Origin of the sequence: Bacillus basilensis, assembly GCF_050630465.1 — a bacterium.
In the GTDB taxonomy this organism is placed as follows: Bacteria; Bacillota; Bacilli; order Bacillales; family Bacillaceae_G; genus Bacillus_A; species Bacillus_A basilensis.
In genome coordinates this window covers 142089-161397 of record NZ_JBNTQO010000006.1, presented here as the reverse complement: position 1 = coordinate 161397, position 19309 = coordinate 142089, and the positions used below count along the sequence as shown (strand labels likewise).

Below are 19309 nucleotides of genomic sequence, written 5' to 3'. Positions count from 1 at the left end.
TTAAATATTTAGAAGTAGTGAATATGTAAAAATGCATAATTGACAAAAATATTACATGTTATCATTATATATTGTTTTATATATGTCACTTGTATAAAATTACACAAGTATCCACATTACATAAAGGAGGTTTATTATGCAAAAAATATTTAACTGGGTTAAATGTATGAGTATCAAGAAAAAATTAATCATTTCATTTTTTCTTATTTTAACTATACCAGGACTTATTATCGGTGGTGTTTCATATCAAACTGCCAAAACAAATTTTGAACAACAAATTACAGGTAAAGCAAAGGAAAATATTTCGATTTTAAATACTGTTATTTCTCAAAATATAGAAGAGAAATTTGTTGATGCAGCATATTTTGCAGACATTTTAACAGAGGATACATATCCAAACGGACAAGAAGAAATAGTAAGAACGAAATTAGCGCAATATATAAAACTTCATCCAGAAGTAGAAGGTATTTATATTGGAACGCAGACGGGAAAGTTTATAAGAGAACCATTTATCCAAATGTCTGATGGGTATAATCCAACAGAGAGAGATTGGTATAAAGAAGCAAATGAAAATAAAGGGAAAGTAATTGTTACTGCACCATATCAATCAGCATCTACAAAAAATATGGTAGTGACAATTGCTAAAGAAGTAAAAGATGGTAAAGGTGTTATAGGAATTAACTTAAATTTAGATAATATTTTAAAAATCTCCAAAATGATTAACATTGGGGAAAAAGGTTATGCAGTTATTTTAGATCAAAATAAGCAAATTGTTAGTCATCCATCTAGAAAACCAGGTGCAAAAGTTACTGATCCTTGGGTTAAACCAATCTATGAAGAAAAACAAGGAAATGTTTCTTATACAGAACAAGATGATAAAAAGAATTTAATCTTTGCAACAAATGAGAAAACGGGCTGGAAAGTAGTTGGAGTCATGTTTGATGAAGAAATTACCCAAGCTGCGAATCCAGTTTTTTATAAGACTTTTATTGTCATTGCTATCGCTATTGTATTTGGTAGTGTATTAATTTATTTCATCACAAAGTCTATTACAAGACCATTAAGAAAAATAGCTGACTCGGCATATAAAATTAGTAAGGGGGATTTGACAGAGAAAATTACAATTCATTCAAATGATGATATAGGAAAATTAGGGAATTCATTTAATGAAATGTCTGCCTCTTTACAAGATATTATTACTCAAATTAGTTTTTCAGCAGAGCATGTGGCGGCATCGGCTGAAGAGTTAACAGCGAGCGTACAGCAAGCAAATGATGCGACAGATCAAATTACAATTGCAATGGAACAAGTATCAGGTGGGGCTGAATCACAAAGTCAAGGTGTTGAAGAAGGTGCGGCTACATTACAACAAGTAAATACAGCAATTCAAGATGTGACTGGAAGTGCGGAATCCATTTCTATTTCCTCATTACATGCGAGAGAGCGAGCTAAAGAGGGTGAAGACTTGGTTGAACAAACTGCAACACAAATGCAGTCTATTTCTAGATCGGTATCCGAGTCGGATGCTATTATTAAACTTCTTGATGAGAAATCAAAGCAGGTAGGAGCTATTTCTGAAGCAATTCAAAACATCGCTACTCAAACGAACTTATTAGCTTTAAATGCGGCTATTGAAGCAGCAAGAGCGGGTGAACAGGGCCGAGGGTTTGCTATTGTAGCAGATGAGGTTAGAAAATTAGCGGAGCAATCAGGAGAATCATCTGGAGAGATTGCAAATTTAATTGCAGAAATTAAGGCTGATATTGAACATACTGTTAAGGCAATGGATAATGTGAATGGGGAAGTTCAACAAGGTCTTGATGTTGTAACAAAAACGAAAGAAAGTTTTACGGAAATTTTAAGTTCTACTACACATATTGTTTCTCAAGTTAATCAAATGGTAGAAACAACGAAGAGAATTGCTGGAGATGCAAATGAAGTGACAAATGCTATTGATGAAATTGCAGCAGCTGCAGAAGAAAATACAGCTAGTATGCAAAATGTTGCTGCTTCAACAGAAGAACAAGTAAATTCAATGGAAGAAATTAGTTCAGCTTCGCAAAGCTTAGCTGAGATGGCTGAAGAACTACAAGCGATGACTAGTAAATTTAAAGTATAATAACAGCAGATAAGTAAGGTGAAAATAATATCACCTTACTTATTTTTCTATTCAGCAATTAGGGGAGTCATTAACGGGATGAAAAAAAGAAAAAGACTATGGAATTTATGGAAAACGATTACATTGTTAGTTTGTACAGTTGTAATTTTTTCTTTACTTGTGACAGATATATTAATTAGTCATAATGTAGAACGGACAACGGAGGATAGCCAAGCAGAGAAAGCAAAAACAATTGCACACATTGTGGCGAATGAGTCAATTGTAATCCATGGTTTAATTGGGAAAGCAGATACTTCTGCAATCCAAACGTATACAAATAGAATATTAAAAAACACAGGTGTTCAATTTATTGTAGTTATGGACATGAATGGAATAAGAAAATCACATCCAAATCCTCAAAAAATAGGTCATCATTTTATTGGAGGAGATGAAGGACCTGTATTGAAAGGAATGGAACATGTATCGCTGGCAGAAGGAACTTTAGGTATTTCAATGCGAGTGTTTGTACCTGTATTTTCTGAAACAGGTAAACAACTTGGAGCGGTGGCCGTTGGTATTTCAGCAGATAATGTAAAAGAGAGAGTCAAGGAAAGTAGACATATCATTTATATTGGCGTTGGAGTTGGGATACTAGTCGGAATTATAGGAGCAATATTGCTAGCTAGACATATAAAGAAAAGTTTATTCGGTCTTGAACCTCACAGGATAGCGAAAATTCTTGAAGAAAGAAATACGATGCTACAATCTGTAAAGGAAGGTATTATTGCTGTAGATAAAGAGGCCAATGTAACTTTAATAAATAATGAGGCAAAGCGATTGTTTAAGAAAAGTGGACTTGAAGAAGATTTTATCGGTAAAGATGTTGATTTGTATATGCCTAATTCGCGTATAAAAGAAGTATTACAAACGGGAGAGGTACAATTAAACGAAGAACAAAATATTTATGGAATTACGATTGTAACGAATCGTGTTCCTTTATATGTAAAAGGAGAAATAGTTGGCGTGATTGCAACATTTCGTGATAAAACAGAGATTAGAAAATTAGCAGAAGAATTAACTGGTATTAGACTATATGCGGAAGCGTTACGGGCACAATCTCATGAATTTATGAATAAAATGCATGTCGTATTAGGGCTTACACACATGAAGCAGTATGAAGAATTACAGAAGTATATAAGCGGTATGGTGTCAGAGCATCAATATGAAATTGGTGGAGTTATGAAAAGAATAAAAAGTCCAGTATTTGCTGGTTTTTTACTCGGGAAACTTAGCTATGCTAGAGAGAAAAATATAAAATTAATTATAAGTGAAGATTCTTATATGCCGGAAATAGATGATGAAAGTATTACTCATGAACTGATTACGATTGTCGGAAATTTAATTGATAATGCATTAGAGGCAGTGACGAATTGTGAAAAGAAGCAAGTTGAACTTGAGATACAATATGGGGATACATTAACTATTACAGTACAAGATACGGGAAAAGGTATACAAGAAGAAATAGGGGTATTATTTACGAAAGGTTATTCCACAAAGGGAGATAACCGCGGTTATGGTTTGTATCTTGTAAAAGAAAGTATACAGCGAATAAATGGGGAAATTCATATGCATTCATTAGTAGGAAAGGGAACAAAGATAACAATTGAAATACCTAAAGGTAGGGATGAGAGGCAAATATGATTAAAGTTTTAATTGTAGAAGACGACCCGATGGTAGCAATGTTAAATACGCATTATTTAGAGCAAGTAGGAGAGTTTGAACTTGTTCAAGCAGTTAACTCCGTAAAATCGGCGATAGAAGTATTAGAGGGATCACGAGTAGATTTAGTATTACTTGATATTTTTATGCCTGAAGAGACTGGATTTGAGCTTTTAATGTATATTCGGAACCAAGAAAAAGAAATCGATATTATGATGATTTCAGCTGTACATGATATGGGGAGTATTAAAAAAGCATTACAATATGGCGTAGTAGATTATTTAATTAAGCCATTTACATTTGAACGATTTAAAGAGGCATTAACTATATATCGAGAAAAACTTACTTTCATGAAAGAACAACAAAAAATTAGTCAATCGGAATTAGATTCGTTAATTTTGCAAAAAGAAAAAAGAGAGCCTATTGTCACTAAAGAGCTTCCGAAAGGATTAACGAAGCAAACGTTGCAATTAATTTGGCAGAAAATCGAGTCGCTGAATGGACGAGCGTTTACAACAGATGAAATGGCAAAATTAGTTGGGATTTCAAGAGTTTCTATTCGAAAATATGTAATGTTTTTGACTGACATTGGAGTGTTAGAAAACGAAATGATGTACCAACATGTGGGAAGACCTGTAAGTAAACTAAGATGTGTTGATCAAAAGAAAATAGAGTTTTACGTATAAGCGACTTATTATAAGTCGCTTATACTTTTTTTAATTACAAAATCAATTACAAAACTTACAAAAACTATTTTTACTATTGAAAGCGTTTTAATATTGTTATTAAGAAAACAAGGGGGTGCCATATGGGAATTCAAAAGGATATGGAAGCGGTATCATTTCCTGGAGGAAATGAAGTACAAAGAGAATCTTTCGCTTCTAAAATTATGAATGTAAAAATCGGTGTTATACCTTTACCGTTATATGTAGTATTGGCTGCTATTATTTATGGGGCATCTGTATATAATAAATTGCCAGCAGATATGATTGGTGGATTTGCAGTTATTATGATCATGGGTATTTTCTTAGGAGACATTGGGATGAGAATTCCAATTTTAAAAAATATCGGTGGTCCGGCAATACTTTCGTTATTTATTCCATCATTACTTGTATTTTTTAACTGGATGAATCCAGCTTCAATGGAAGCTGCGACTATGTTAATGAAAAAATCGAACTTTTTATATTTATATATTTCTTGTTTAGTAGTCGGAAGTATTTTAGGAATGAACCGTAAAGTGTTAGTACAAGGTTTCGTTCGTATGTTTATTCCTTTAGTAGTAGGGACCTTAGCTTCTGTAGCAGTAGGATTATTGGTCGGTTCACTATTTGGATTTGAAATGAAGCAAACATTCTTCTTCATCATCGTACCAATTGTGAGTGGTGGTATTGGGGAAGGGATTTTACCATTATCGCTAGCTTATAGTGATATTTTAAACGAATCATCAGCAACGTTTGTATCACAGCTTATTCCAGCAGCTATTATTGGGAATATGTTTGCAATTGTGAGTGCAGGGTATATGAAGCGTTTAGGTGAGAAGAAACCGGAGCTTAGTGGTAACGGTGTATTAGTAAAAACAGACAATCAAGCAGAGTTATTAAAAGAACAAAATACAGAGAAGCCAATTGACTTCTCATTAATGGGAGCGGGTTTATTAATCGCGTGTACGTTCTTCATCTTCGGAGGATTTGCTTCTAAGTTCATCGGTATCCCTGGGGCAATCATTATGATTTTCTCAGCAGCACTTGTGAAATACTTTAAATTAATGCCGGCAAAAATGGAGCAAGGAGCATTCCATCTATATAAATTTATTTCGAAGAATTTAACTTGGCCGTTAATGGTTGGACTAGGATTGCTATATATTCCGTTAAAAGACGTAGCGGCAGTTCTTTCAGTAGGATATGTTGTTGTGTGTGCATCGGTTGTTCTTACAATGGTAGCGTCAGGTTTTCTTGTAGGAAAAGTGATGAAAATGTATCCAGTTGAATCAGCGATTGTAACTGGATGTCATAGCGGTTTAGGCGGAACTGGAGATGTTGCTATTTTATCAGCTTCAAATCGAATGGAATTAATGCCATTCGCGCAAATTTCAACTCGTTTAGGCGGGGCAGCAATGGTTGTAACAGCGACAATCTTATTAAAAATGTTTTCATGATCAAACAAGCTAGCTATATTCATATAGCTAGCTTGTCAAATTAAGGGGAGATTATAAGTATGTTAGAAAATCAAATTAATGAAAGATCATTGTTATTGCATAAAGAATTAGTAGGAAAAATTGAGATTACAAGTAAAGTAGAAGTAAATTCAGCGGATGATTTAAGCCTGACATATACACCAGGTGTAGCGGAGTCTTGCAAAGCAATTGCAGCAGATGAAGAAACGGTGTATGACTATACAGCACGTGGGAATATGGTGGCAGTTGTCTCAGATGGAACAGCGGTACTTGGTTTAGGAAACATTGGACCGAAAGCGGCTATGCCTGTTATGGAAGGAAAAAGTATATTATTTAAGAAATTTGCGAATGTAGATGCTTTCCCATTATGTTTAGGGACGACGGATGTGGATGAAATCGTTACCCTTGTGAAAAATTTAGAGCCTACATTTGCAGGGATCAATTTAGAAGATATTGCAGCACCGCGTTGTTTTGAAATTGAAAAACGATTAAAAGAAGAAACGAATATTCCTGTATTCCATGATGATCAACATGGAACAGCTATTGTCGTCTTAGCGGCTGTTATTAATGCATTAAAAGTTGTTAGCAAACAAATGGATAATGTGAAAATTGTTATTAACGGTGCGGGTTCGGCAGGAATTGCGATTGGAAAATTATTATTAAAGGCTGGTGCAAAGCACATTACGTTAGTTAGCTTAGAAGGAATTGTTTGTGAAGGTGAAACATGGATGAACGAAGCGCAAATTGAAGTTTCAAAAAAGACAAATCGAGAACATGTGCATGGAACGTTAAAAGAAGCGATTCATCAGGCTGATATCTTTATCGGTGTATCGGCCCCTAACGTATTAACGAAAGAACTTGTACAGATGATGAATGAGAAAGCAATTGTGTTTGCAATGGCGAATCCAATTCCAGAAATCTTCCCCGAGGATGCATTAGAGGCTGGAGCAGCTGTAGTAGGAACCGGGCGCTCGGATTATGCGAATCAAGTAAATAATGTATTGGCGTTCCCTGGAATATTCCGCGGTGCGTTAGATGTGCGCGCGACCGATATTACAGAAGAGATGAAGTTAGCGGCAGCATATGGGATCGCTAACATAATTACGGACGAAGAACGTAATGCGAATTATGTAATCCCAAATCCATTAGATAAAAGAGTTGTTCCAAGTGTTGCGGAAGCAGTAGCGAAAGCAGCCATTGATTCAGGTGTGGCGCAAATTACGAAAATACCAATTTATTAATAGCTAAAAGCAGTGCCTAAAAAGGCACTGCTTTTTTGAGATAAGAAATCAAAATAATGAAGAAATGTAGAATTATTTATGTTTCTTCATTATTCATTTAATTCCATTGCAACTTGTTTACCATTTACTAAAACCTCAGTTATTGCTACGATTATTTCTATCATTTTTTTCATCTCTCATCTCTCCTCGTGTCATTTCTTACTTTAAGTATAAGAGAAGAGAGCTACTTCAACTATCGAAGTACATGACGTAGAAATTACATTGTTGTAAGAAAGTGTTTTAGTTTTGTCACTTTACTCAGCAGTAATTACAAACTGATCATAATATTTTTCATTTATATATATGTTTAATATCCATAATCCAGATGAAGGTAATGACATTACGAGAGGGAGTTCTGTTATTGTAGTATCGACTATATTTGAAGTAGTCCAAGTTTGTTTAGAAGTGTCTTTTTGAAAGAGTACCGGCGCCGGAGTGACAGATCCTTGTTTTAGCGCAATGATAGACAATTTTCCAGTTGGTATTTCAGGATCTAGAAAGTACCACATTATTTCATTTTGTTCATTTGAGATAATAGAGGTATCAGCCATTGCGATTTTTCCTTCAATGCCTTTTAACGGTATTTTTCCATCTACGAAGGATGGAGCTTCTTCCCAATTCACATCTTTTAAAACGCTAAGATGAAAAAAGGAAGGTGCGTTAACTTGAGTGGATGATGTTGTGATGCTTTCTTTTTTAGGTACTTCTGAATCAGGCTGTGCTTGTGCGCATCCAGTGATGAGAAAGGAGAAAAGTAGCATAGTTCCGATTTTTTTCATGGTGCCACACTCCTAATTTTTATTGTTAGTGTAATTGTATTTGCTAGAAAGCAGGACAATTCCTTTAAAACGTTAAAAGAGGTCGTAAGTTTTGTACGACCTCTTTTGACATTTTTTATATTTGCTCAGTTGAAAAGGTTGGTTCTCTCTCTTTTTGAGGCATTGTTAAGAAAATAACTGAAAGAACGATACATACGCCACCTAATAATTGATAGGCTCCAAAGGATTCATTCAGCCAAACGATTGAAACGATGGCAGCTACAAGTGGTTCAATGCTAGATAGAATGCTTGTTTCTGTTGCGGCTAAATATTTCAGACTACCGATATAAAGAAGGAAAGAAAGAGTGCCACTTATAATGATAAGGATAAGCATAGAAAAAGTTTTTGGTGTAAAGGTTTGTGAAAGCTGACTCCATCCAAACGAACGATTGCAAATAAGCAGGGCGATGCCGCCAATTAACATCCCCCAGCCAATTACTATAGTTGTTCCACATTCTTTAATAAGAGAAGCTGGATGAAGGGTATAAAATGCAAATCCAATTGCCGTTAATAGGCCAAAAATAATCGCTTCTTTTGATAAAATAATATTTTCAATCGAACCGTTTGTAATAATAAAGTATGTCCCTGTTAGCGCGGCTATAATTGCGAATAGTTGCATAGAAACAGGGAATTTTCTTTGCTCAAATGCAACATAAATAGTAATAAGAACAGGACCAAGAAATTGAAATAATGTTGCTGTGACCGCATTACTAATATGAACCGTTTCGATAAAGGCGTATTGCGCACCGAGCATCCCGAGAATAGAGAAAATAATAAGTTGTATAGAATATCTAGGATGTTTCCAAATTTGAAATGTGTTTTGTTTCTTTATAAGTAAAAAAGATAAAATAAATACTCCCGCAAGCAACAAGCGAATTGTTAAAAAATCAATTGATGATACGTTAGTATGTTGAAATAGCCACTGAATCATTGGACCAGATAATCCCCATAAGGTAGCTCCTGTAATAATCATAATGAGTCCAATACGTCTACTATTGTTCATAATCATGCATCTCCTCTCGAGTATTTGATTTTTTATGTGTGACATGATAAAAGGAATTATATATAACTTCTGGTACTGTAAAAAGTATCAGATTTTAGTTTTATTAAGGGGTCAGATATTATGTTAGAATTAACGCCTAATTTAAATATGAATAGTAAAAAGGCATTGTACGTGCAATTGTATGAGTATATAAAAAAAGAGATTAAAGATGGAACGATTCCGGCTTTTACAAAATTACCTGCAAAGAGAAAGCTGGCGGGCTATTTACAAGTGAGTAAGAATACAGTAGAAGCGGCTTACGAGCAATTACTTGCAGAAGGTTATATTGAGTCGGCATCGAGAAAAGGTTACTTTGTATGTGAAATTGAACACATGATTGATGTAGAAGGAAGCGAAGCGGAAGTAGAAGAAATACCGTTTCAGGAGGAGAACTATACATTTGATTTCACTCAAACAGGGGTGGATACGAATACTTTTCCTTTCACTATGTACCGCAAGCTTATAAATGATGTATGGCAGCCACATAATAATGAGTTGCTTTTTCTTGGACACCCTCAAGGGGAATTGAGCTTAAGAGAGGAAATTGCGAACTATTTGTATGAATCTAGAGGTGTGCGTTGTTCTGCTAGTCAAATTGTATTAGGAGCGGGAACACAAATATTAGTAAAGTTACTTTTTCAATTGTTGAAGGGAAGTAATTATGCTGTTGAAAACCCAGGTTATCATAGGAAAATGGTCGTTTTTGAACAGAGAGAACAAAAGGTTCAAATGTTGTCTTTAGATAAGGATGGCATTTGTATGGCAGATTTAGAAAATAGCGATGCAAATGTTGTATTTGTAACTCCCTCTCATCAATTCCCATATGGAATGATTATGCCTATTACAAGAAGGACGCAACTTTTACAATGGGCGAAGAAAGAAGGAGGCAGGTATATTATTGAAGATGATTACGATAGTGAATTTCGCTATTCAGGAAAGCCAATTCCAGCGCTACAAGGGTTAGATACAGAGGGGAAAGTTATTTATATGGGGACGCTATCAAAAGCTTTGTTACCCTCATTACGGATGAGTTATATAGTATTACCGAAGAATTTAATTATAAAGTATCAAAAGGAATATTTGTTTTATACACAAAGTGTTTCAAGAATGGACCAAGAAGTGATAAGAAGATTTTTAAATGAAGGCTATTGGGAAAAACATATTCATAAAATGCGTGTCGTCTATCGAAAGAAGAGAGATAGACTCGTTTTTGAAATAGAGAGGTATTTCTCTAATTGTGTTGAAGTGATAGGAGAAGATTCGGGATTACACATTTTATTAAAAGTGCATAATGGAATGCACGAAGAAGAACTAATTAAAGAAGCAGCAAAATATAGTATTAAAATATATCCTGTTTCTACGTACTATGAAGACGGTACTGCACCTGGAAATGTAGTTTTACTTGGGTTTGCAATTTTATCAGAAGAAGAAATTGCGAAAGCGATTCAATTATTACATAAGGCATGGGTTACAAGAAAGTAAAAAACATCCTCATACATGAGAGGATGTTTTTTATTATTTATTTTCATCTAAGAATAAGACCATATGCTCTTCGTCCCAATATTGTCCGTTATATTTTAATGAACGTTCTTGCACACCGAATGTTTTAAATCCTAATGATTCATAAAGTTTTTTTGCGCCATCGTTGCCAACAACAACATCAAGCATAACTTGTTCTACCTCTAAAGATTTAGCAAGTTCAAGACATTCTTTAATAAGTGCTTTTCCTGCTCCAAGTCCGCGTGCTTTTGGAGACACATATACAGAACCGATTTTAGCTTTATGTTCTTGTTTTACATATGGTTTCGTTTCCAGCGTTGCAACCCCGATTAATTGCCCATCTTTAAATGCACCTAGCGTATAGTTTTCATCTTGTGCTAATTTTTGTGCTTTATATTCAATCGCACACTCTTTATTAATAATATCTTCATAAGAAGAGCTGAAAGCTTCAGGGTTTTGCTTTAATCCTTCTACACGAAGTTCTAAGTAAATTTCCGCTTCGTCTTTTGTTAATACATGGATATCCAATTATATCACCCTCCAAATCTTTGACAAATGTATCTTTACCCTGCATTAACGGGCAGTAAGACTCCAACTTTAAAATTCGGCGAATGCGCGGAATTTAGGTGGGAGATAACTGCCTATAAATGCCCGATTGGTTCAACTAATAATCCATGGGGTGAACCTTTCCATGGATTAAAGTTTCACTTTATTTTATATTGAAATAAGAATAATTTCAAAAGCTTAGCTTATATGAGCTGATTTTATGAACAAAATAACACCAGTAGTGTTTACTACTACTGGTGTTTTCACACACATATTACTCAAAAGGTAGTTCGATTATAAAGTTTGTTCCTACTCCTAATTGGCTTGTTACTAGAATGGAACCGTTATGCAATTCTATAATTTCTTTTGCAACAGCTAGCCCGATACCTTTTCCTCCAGTAGCTCTCGTTCTGGATTTATCAACACGATAAAAACGATCAAAAATATGTGGAATATCTTCTTCAGGAATACCTTCTCCTTCATCTTCTACACTTATTGTAAAAGAATCTGTTTCTATGAGTACGCGTATCGTAATAGTTGTGTTTTCTAGTGAGTGTTGATAAGCATTGTGTAATAAATTTAACATAACTTGTTCCATACGTCTTTCGTCTATGCAAACTTCTAAATCATCTTTGCAATATACATGGAGTTGCATTTGTTTATTTGTTAATGTAGTTTTTGTTTTTTCAACCATTCGTTCTAAAAATGGCCTAAGAAGCACTGTTTGTTTTTTTATAACAAACTGGTGTTGTTCTAATTGCACCAGCATAAATAAATCTTGGACGAGATCGGTTACACTATCTGTTTCATCCTCAATAATTTGCAAGTATTCTTCACGCTCTTCTTTCGTTAAAGAGTCTCTCTTTGCCACTTTCGCATAACCTTTCATATAGGTTAATGGAGTTAATAATTCGTGAGCAACACTAGCGAGAAATTCGCTTCTTTCTTTTTTCATATAAGTCAGTTCACTGGATAAATCTTCAATCGTTTTTGCTAAGCTTCCAAGTTCATCATTCCGTTTAATACCTAATTGAATTGGCTTATTTAATTTTGACATTTTTTCTGTTGCCCTCTTCATTTTGATAAGCGGTTCAGTAATAACACGAGAAAAAACAAAGACAGAAATAGTCGTTAAAATAATTGTCAAAACACTAATGATAAGAAATTGCTTCATGAGTTTAAGTAACATATTTTCTAAGAAAGATGTTTTTAATAACATATATAACTTTCCTTGAAACTCTGCTGTGTTAAGTGGGCTTACCGTTGTGATGAATTTTGATTTTTTCCAGTTCTTTTCGACGATCAATCCGCCTTTTGGAATAGGTTCTGTTTTACAAGTAAGTTGTTTTTGCATTGCTTTTGTTACTGGTTCTGAAGTGGAAATAATTTTTCCGTTATCGTCTGTTATAATGATAGCTATATCAGAGTTAGCGATTGCTTCTGATTCAACTAAGTGTTCAGCCTCATCAGCGATATCGAACTCTGGGTACACAGGACGGTTAGGATTTTTATTGTATTCAGCGCGTTCGACGTGTTTCTTTTCTTTAGCAATTGTATTCCACTTTGCGCGTTTTGTAATTTTGTCACTATAGCGATTACCCTTTTCTAAAAGAGCAAGTGTTTCTTCCTCAATCCGCATTGTTGAAATACTTTTGTAAAAAGAAACGAAAGCAATTGTTTCAATACATAAGGCTAATATTAAAAAGTATGTCCCAATTTTAAGTGAAAGTTTACTCATTTTCTCACCATACCTTATTCATAATAAAGGGTCAGTGGTATGATATTTCCACTGACCGAAGTAATTATTCACTTTTCCATTTATATCCGACTTTATAAACAGTTTCTAAGTAATTTTCAACTGGAAATCCTTTTTTGCGTAATTTATCACGGATATTGCGAATATGTGAATCGATTGTTCTATATTCGATGTCTGTTTCATAACCCCAAATTTTTTCGATTAAATCATCTCGGCTATAAGCGCGGTTTGTATTTTGTAAAAATAGTCCAAGTAACGAAAATTCGATAGGTGTTAGTGAGATTTTCTCATTATAAACTGTGACAGTATGTTTCGTTTTATCCCACTCAATACCATTGAAGCTAACAAATCCATCTTTCTTTGTACGGCGTAATATAGCCTCAATTCGTGCAACTAATACATGCTCATCAAATGGTTTTGTAATATAGTCATCTGCGCCCATAGTAAGACCTTTCACCATATCATAATTTTGATTACGAGCTGTTAGCATAATAATTGGAACGTTGGAAATTTGACGAATTTGATAGCAAGTATCCCATCCATCCATATTTGGCATCATGACATCTAACAAAATAATATCGAAGTCTTTTTGTTCTATTAATTTTAGCGCTTCAAGGCCAGAGGTAGCTTTCATACAAAAATAGCCGCGAGGGCTTAAGAACAGATCTAATAATCGTAACATACGTTCTTCATCGTCTACTAATAAAATTTTTACCATAATCTTGTGCACCCCAAACTGTTCATTCTACTTGTATAGTTTACATGAAAATAATAAAAAACTCTTTTTATGTGATTGAGTGGAAGAGTTATTTTTCGCTCAGAGTAATTGACATAAAAAATGCACTAGTTTTGCACAACTATTTCTTATAATAGAAAACGTAGCGACACAAAATACCCTATGTTGCGACATAACGTCATGTCATTTTATTTATAAAATGACAATTCCATTCTATTGTGTATGTGAGATAGAGAGGGTTTTCGTATTCACCTCGCATCGGATAAGAAAAATTTCCTATCTCACACTTTTTTTAAAAGGAGATCATACACATGAATCCAAAAGAAGAAATTTCAAAAAAAGAAAAGCAAGATCGTAATACGGTTGTCATGTGCATTGCCGTATCTATGGTTATTATTATAAGTTGTGTAAATAAAATTTTGGGGATTTTATAATATATAAAAGCTCATTGCTTCGTAAGAAGCAATGAGCTTTTTTCATTATTAGGGGAATAGTTCTATATAATAAACCAAGGTAAAATTGCTAACCCAGAAGTTACAATCGCTGTAGTAAATATTAAAAGCATAGCTCGTTTGTTTTGTTTCATGTCACATTCTCCTCTACATATCAATTGAATGCTATACGTTCATTTCATGAGCAGTTAAGGGTGGATTTCCTCACTAAGTAAAGTTTCACTTTATATTTTTAGTATAATGAATGGAAAGGTTTGGTACGATCGATAAAGGTGACATGAAGATTACATTGTTGTAATGAAAAAAGCACCTTTTTAATAAAAAGGTGCTTTTGGAAAACTTATATTGAAGTATTAATCATTTAAGAACAGAACCATATGTTCCTCGTCCCAATATTGACCGTTATGTTTTAATGAACGCTCTTGTACGCCGTAAGTTTGGAAACCTAATGATTCATATAATTTTTTTGCAGCATCGTTACCAACTACAACATCGAGCATAAGTTGTTCTACATGTAATTTATCGGCATTTTCAATAATTGCTTTAATAAGCGCTCGTCCTGCTCCAAGGCCACGAGCTCTTGGGGAAACAAAAACGGAACCGATTTTTGCTTTATGTTCTTGTTTAATAAATGGTTTTGTTTCTAAAGTAGCGATACCAATTAAATCGTTATCTTTGAAGACACCTAGAGTATACTTATCCGGATTGCTTAATCGTTTTGCCATAGCAGCTACAGGATCCTCATGTTTAAGAACATCTTCATAAGAAGAGCTAAAAGCTTCCGGGTTCTTCGTTAAACCTTCCATACAAACTTTTAAATATATTTCTGCATCCTCTGTCGTTAATAAGCGAATTTCCATCGTTGTAACCTCCTTGGTTGATTTCAAATAAATCCATTACTTGTATAAGATTGTATATGCGTTTTGTTAGCAGTCTCTTTTAATTTGTAAAAGAATGAAAAGATATATGCTATAATGTTTTATTTTTAATTACCCCGCATTAACGGGAAATAAAGCTCCCCACTGATTAAAGTTTCACTTTATGTAATGAAATTATATATTAACTTTATTAACTATTCAAGTGTTTAATATATTACATTTTTATAACTAAAATAACTCCTCGATCGAGGAGTTATTTTAGTTATTCGATTGATAACCATCAATTCGATGTGGATGTGTATAAATATTGCAAGATTCATTTCTAATAAACCCTACGACTGTAATGCCTAAATCTTGAGCGAGTTGCAATGCTAGTTTTGTTGGAGCGGATTTAGATAGAACAATTTCACATCCGATTTTTGAAACTTTGAGTAAAATTTCGGATGAAATACGCCCGCTAAATGCGATGATTTTTCCTTTAACGGATATATCGTTGCGCAAACAATGACCATATATTTTATCTAATGCATTATGTCTTCCAATATCCATTCTTGATATGAGGATATTGTTTCGATCACATAGCGCGGTATTGTGAACCCCACCAGTTTGGCGAAATGTAGTGGAAGATTGTTGTAAAGTATTCATTAAGTGAAAGCATTCTTCAGGACTAATTTTCACATGTATATCATGTAAATCTTTTGCTTTTGCAGCATCGTTAGCGAAAATAAAACCTTGTCTACCTTTTCCACAACAGGAAGTGATATATCGTTTATTATATAAATTTTGATAGAGCGGATTTACTTTTGATGATGTTACATGGACAATTCCATTATCTTTTTGAATCCATAGTTCTCCAACATCTTTATAGGAAGAAATAATTCCTTCAGAAATTAAAAAACCAATTACCATATCTTCGATGTAATTTGGTGTACATACGACTGTTACATACTCTTCGCCATTTATTTTAATAGTGATAGGAGATTCTGTAACAATCTCATCAAGTTGTTTTGAAAATGTACCAGACTGATAGCGTACAATTGTATAATTCTCTTGCGTAGGCCCCATATTAAATTCCCCTTTTATACGTATTTCTCTCCCACATTTATCATAAAACATTGAAAAAATAAAAACATCTATTAGAAGGAAGGTATCAGATTATTTTGGTTATTATTGTATATATACGATATAATAGAAATGTAGAATAGTGAAATTTTCAAGCTTTCGTAGTGATACCTTATAAACATCTAGAATCGACTTCATAAGAAAAGTATTTGGACAGAGCGTTTCAAAAATATGTACAGTAATCTATTTATGAAAACGGATTCATAAATATGTTGTACAGTTGGTTGTAAGGAGAGGGGAAACTATGGCAGAACAGACAGTCCGTGTAACCGTAGATGGTAAAGAATTTTCAGCATCAGGTGAAAAGACAATACTACAATTATTTAATGAGAGTAATTTGGAACATCCTCAAATTTGTCATGTACCAGAAGTAGATCCAATTCAAACTTGTGATACGTGTATTGTAGAAGTAGATGGAAAGTTAATGCGTGCTTGTTCAACGAAGCTTGAGAATGGTATGCATATTGAAAGACAGTCACAGCGTGCAAAAGAGGCACAGACTGAGGCAATGGATCGAATATTAGAGAATCATTTATTGTATTGTACTGTTTGTGATAACAATAATGGTAACTGTAAAGTCCATAACACAGTGCATATGATGGGAATTGAAGAACAGAAATATCCGTATGAGCCAAAAGTAAGTGCTTGTGAAGTGGATATGTCACATCCGTTTTATCGGTATGATCCAAATCAATGTATTGCTTGTGGACAGTGTGTAGAAGTATGTCAAAACTTACAGGTTAATGAAACTATATCGATAGACTGGAGCTTAGATCGTCCACGTGTTATATGGGATCATGGTATAAGCATAAATGACTCATCTTGTGTGAGTTGTGGGCAATGTGTAACAGTATGTCCATGTAATGCGTTGATGGAAAAATCAATGTTAGGTGAAGCTGGATTTATGACAGGATTAAAACCAGATGTGTTAGATCCTATGATTGATTTTGTAAAGGATGTAGAGCCTGGATATAGTAGTATTTTAGCGGTTTCAGAAGTAGAGGCTGCGATGCGTAAGACGAAAGTTAATAAAACAAAAACAGTTTGTACATTTTGTGGTGTCGGTTGTTCATTCGAAGTATGGACGAAAGATCGTCAAATTTTGAAAGTGCAACCTGTTTCAGATGCACCTGTTAATGGTATTTCCACATGTGTAAAAGGTAAATTTGGATGGGATTTTGTAAACAGCGAAGATCGTATTACAAAGCCATTAATTCGCCAAGGAGATATGTTTGTTGAAGCTTCTTGGGAAGAAGCTCTTGAAGTGGTTGCATCTAATATGCAGCATATTAAATCAGAATACGGCAGCGATGCATTTGGATTTATTTCTTCTTCAAAAGTAACGAATGAAGAAAATTACCTTATGCAAAAACTAGCTCGACAAATATATGGAACGAATAATGTAGACAACTGTTCTCGTTACTGTCAGTCGCCAGCGACAGATGGTTTATTTAAAACTGTCGGTATGGGTGGGGATGCTGGAACAGTGAAAGATATAGCTGAAGCAGGACTTGTCATTATTGTTGGTGCGAATCCAACAGAAGGACATCCTGTACTTGCGACGCGTGTAAAACGTGCTCATAAATTACACGAGCAAAAACTAATTGTAGCAGACCTTCGTAAACATGAAATGGCAGAGCGTGCGGATTTATTTATTCATCCGAGCCAAGGAACGGATTACGTATGGCTTGCTGGTATTACGAAATATATTATTGATCAAGATTGGCATGATAAAAAGTTCATAGCTGAAAACGTAAAGAATTTTGATGAATATAGCAAAATGGTAGAGAAATATACGCTGGACTATACAGAGAAAATTACAGGGATTTCAAAAGAAAATCTAAAAGAAATGGCTCGTATGGTATATGAAGCAGATGGTACTTGTGTACTTTGGGGAATGGGCGTAACTCAAAATACAGGAGGAAGTACGACGTCCGCTGCAATTTCAAATTTACTACTCGTTACGGGTAACTACCGTCGTCCTGGTGCAGGTGCATATCCATTACGAGGACATAATAACGTACAAGGTGCTTGTGATATGGCAACATTGCCAAACTGGCTTCCAGGTTATCAAGCAGTATCAGATGATACGCTTCGTGCTAAGTTTGAAAAAGCATATGGTACAACTATTCCGAAAGCGCCAGGATTAAATAATATTGCAATGTTACTTGCGGCAGAAGAAGGAAAACTACGTGGTATGTATGTCATGGGTGAAGAAATGGCTTTAGTCGATTCAAATGCGAACCATGTGCAACATATTTTAGCGGATTTAGATTTTCTTATCGTTCAAGATATGTTCTTATCGAAAACAGCTCGTTTTGCTGATGTTATTTTACCAGCAGCACCAAGTTTAGAAAAAGAAGGAACCTTTACGAATACAGAGCGCCGTATCCAAAGGTTGTATGAAGTATTAAAGCCGCTTGGTGAGTCAAAACCAGACTGGTGGATTTTACAAAAAGTAGCTCGTGCACTTGGTGGGGATTGGAATTACGAAAGTCCGAGTGAAATTATGGATGAAATTGCATCACTTGCACCATTATATTCTCAAGCAACGTACGACCGTCTAGAAGGATGGAATAGTTTATGTTGGGGTAGTCATGATGGTAGCGATACACCGCTATTATATGTAGACGGATTTAACTTCCCAGATAAACTTGCTCGTCTATCATTAGATGAATGGATACCACCGGTTGTAGCACCAGATGAGTATGATTTACTTTTAAATAATGGACGCATGCTCGAGCATTTCCATGAAGGGAATATGACGAATAAGTCGGCTGGTATTTTATCTAAAGTATCTGAAGTATTCGTTGAAATTTCACCGGAACTTGCTATAGAGCGCAATGTGAAAGATGGTGGTCTTGTGGAATTAGCATCACCATTTGGGAAAATTAAAGTACAAGCGCTTATTACTGATCGTGTAACGGGGAAAGAGCTATATTTACCGATGCATGCAACGATAAATGAAGAAGCAATTAATATTTTAACTGGGACGGCAACAGACATTTATACGTGTACACCGGCGTATAAACAAACGATGGTGAAAATGCGTGTATTACGTGAAAAAGGAAACCGCCCGTTACCATCTTCGAACCCGCGAGATAAAAAGCGTAATCCGCAAAATGGTGTTGAAATCGAGCAAAAGTGGCAAAGAAAACAATACGTATCACTTGTGGACTAGGGGGCGGA

At 34.7% G+C, this 19309-nt stretch carries 15 protein-coding genes and 1 pseudogene; 9 read left to right on the top strand and 7 right to left on the bottom strand.

Annotated features, from left to right (window positions below; all coding sequences use genetic code 11):
* Positions 1-136: 136 nt before the first annotated feature.
* From ACQVV1_RS29635 to ACQVV1_RS14875, 6 genes and pseudogenes are all read left to right on the top strand, one after another.
* Positions 137-1180 (top strand): annotated as a pseudogene (locus ACQVV1_RS29635) (HAMP domain-containing protein); the annotation flags it as partial.
* Positions 1172-2119 (top strand): methyl-accepting chemotaxis protein, encoded by a 948-nt coding sequence (locus ACQVV1_RS29630; RefSeq protein WP_489752941.1) that lies wholly within the window; start codon positions 1172-1174, stop codon positions 2117-2119. The pseudogene ACQVV1_RS29635 and the gene ACQVV1_RS29630, both read left to right, overlap by 9 nt.
* A 78-nt stretch (positions 2120-2197) precedes the next feature.
* Entirely contained in the window at positions 2198-3799 is a 1602-nt protein-coding gene (locus ACQVV1_RS14890) for a sensor histidine kinase (RefSeq protein ID WP_309259686.1), read from the top strand.
* Entirely contained in the window at positions 3796-4503 is a 708-nt protein-coding gene (locus tag ACQVV1_RS14885) for a response regulator (RefSeq protein WP_063225187.1), read from the top strand. Before ACQVV1_RS14890 ends, ACQVV1_RS14885 begins: the two co-directional genes overlap by 4 nt.
* Positions 4504-4625: 122 nt before the next feature.
* The gene (locus ACQVV1_RS14880; protein ID WP_309259688.1) at positions 4626-5972 is read left to right on the top strand and encodes a 2-hydroxycarboxylate transporter family protein; all 1347 of its coding nucleotides are present in this window, start codon (positions 4626-4628) and stop codon (positions 5970-5972) included.
* Positions 5973-6031: 59 nt separating this feature from the next.
* A complete protein-coding gene (locus tag ACQVV1_RS14875; protein WP_309259689.1) occupies positions 6032-7231 on the top strand; it encodes an NAD(P)-dependent malic enzyme in 1200 nt (399 codons plus the stop codon).
* Positions 7232-7524: 293 nt separating this feature from the next.
* Here the strand turns inward: ACQVV1_RS14875 and ACQVV1_RS14870 are convergent, their stop codons facing one another.
* Both ACQVV1_RS14870 and ACQVV1_RS14865 read right to left on the bottom strand, forming a co-directional pair.
* Positions 7525-8049 (bottom strand): DUF4871 domain-containing protein, encoded by a 525-nt coding sequence (locus ACQVV1_RS14870; RefSeq protein WP_242255480.1) that lies wholly within the window; start codon positions 8047-8049, stop codon positions 7525-7527.
* Between the two features lie 115 nt (positions 8050-8164).
* Positions 8165-9091 (bottom strand): DMT family transporter, encoded by a 927-nt coding sequence (locus ACQVV1_RS14865; RefSeq protein ID WP_431169044.1) that lies wholly within the window; start codon positions 9089-9091, stop codon positions 8165-8167.
* 120 nt (positions 9092-9211) lie between these two features.
* Between ACQVV1_RS14865 and pdxR the strand changes: the two genes are divergently transcribed.
* Positions 9212-10612: a MocR-like pyridoxine biosynthesis transcription factor PdxR gene (pdxR, locus tag ACQVV1_RS14860; protein WP_242255476.1), complete on the top strand. Its 1401-nt coding sequence runs from the start codon at positions 9212-9214 to the stop codon at positions 10610-10612.
* A 33-nt stretch (positions 10613-10645) separates the two neighbouring features.
* On the opposite strand, the gene ACQVV1_RS14855 is transcribed toward pdxR, so the two are convergent.
* From ACQVV1_RS14855 to ACQVV1_RS14845, 3 genes are all read right to left on the bottom strand, one after another.
* A complete protein-coding gene (locus tag ACQVV1_RS14855; protein ID WP_000351216.1) occupies positions 10646-11158 on the bottom strand; it encodes a GNAT family N-acetyltransferase in 513 nt (170 codons plus the stop codon).
* A gap of 292 nt (positions 11159-11450) precedes the next feature.
* Positions 11451-12914, bottom strand: a complete 1464-nt coding sequence (locus ACQVV1_RS14850) for a sensor histidine kinase (protein WP_242255474.1) — start codon at positions 12912-12914, stop codon at positions 11451-11453.
* 64 nt (positions 12915-12978) lie between these two features.
* Positions 12979-13650 carry a response regulator transcription factor gene (locus ACQVV1_RS14845; protein ID WP_000238951.1) on the bottom strand — a complete coding sequence of 224 codons (672 nt, stop codon included), beginning with the start codon at positions 13648-13650 and terminating at the stop codon, positions 12979-12981.
* A gap of 329 nt (positions 13651-13979) precedes the next feature.
* Here ACQVV1_RS14845 and ACQVV1_RS14840 point away from each other — a divergent pair, with 329 nt between their 5' ends.
* Entirely contained in the window at positions 13980-14102 is a 123-nt protein-coding gene (locus ACQVV1_RS14840; protein WP_001068388.1) for a hypothetical protein, read from the top strand.
* A gap of 371 nt (positions 14103-14473) precedes the next feature.
* Here ACQVV1_RS14840 and ACQVV1_RS14835 read toward each other — a convergent pair whose 3' ends face one another.
* Both ACQVV1_RS14835 and fdhD read right to left on the bottom strand, forming a co-directional pair.
* A complete protein-coding gene (locus tag ACQVV1_RS14835; protein WP_060629489.1) occupies positions 14474-14980 on the bottom strand; it encodes a GNAT family N-acetyltransferase in 507 nt (168 codons plus the stop codon).
* Between the two features lie 276 nt (positions 14981-15256).
* On the bottom strand, positions 15257-16063 hold the full coding sequence (gene fdhD / locus ACQVV1_RS14830) for a formate dehydrogenase accessory sulfurtransferase FdhD (protein ID WP_431169043.1): 807 nt from the start codon (positions 16061-16063) through the stop codon (positions 15257-15259).
* A 301-nt stretch (positions 16064-16364) separates the two neighbouring features.
* Between fdhD and fdhF the strand changes: the two genes are divergently transcribed.
* Positions 16365-19301, top strand: a complete 2937-nt coding sequence (fdhF, locus tag ACQVV1_RS14825) for a formate dehydrogenase subunit alpha (protein ID WP_242255458.1) — start codon at positions 16365-16367, stop codon at positions 19299-19301.
* The last annotated feature ends 8 nt before the right edge of the window (positions 19302-19309 follow it).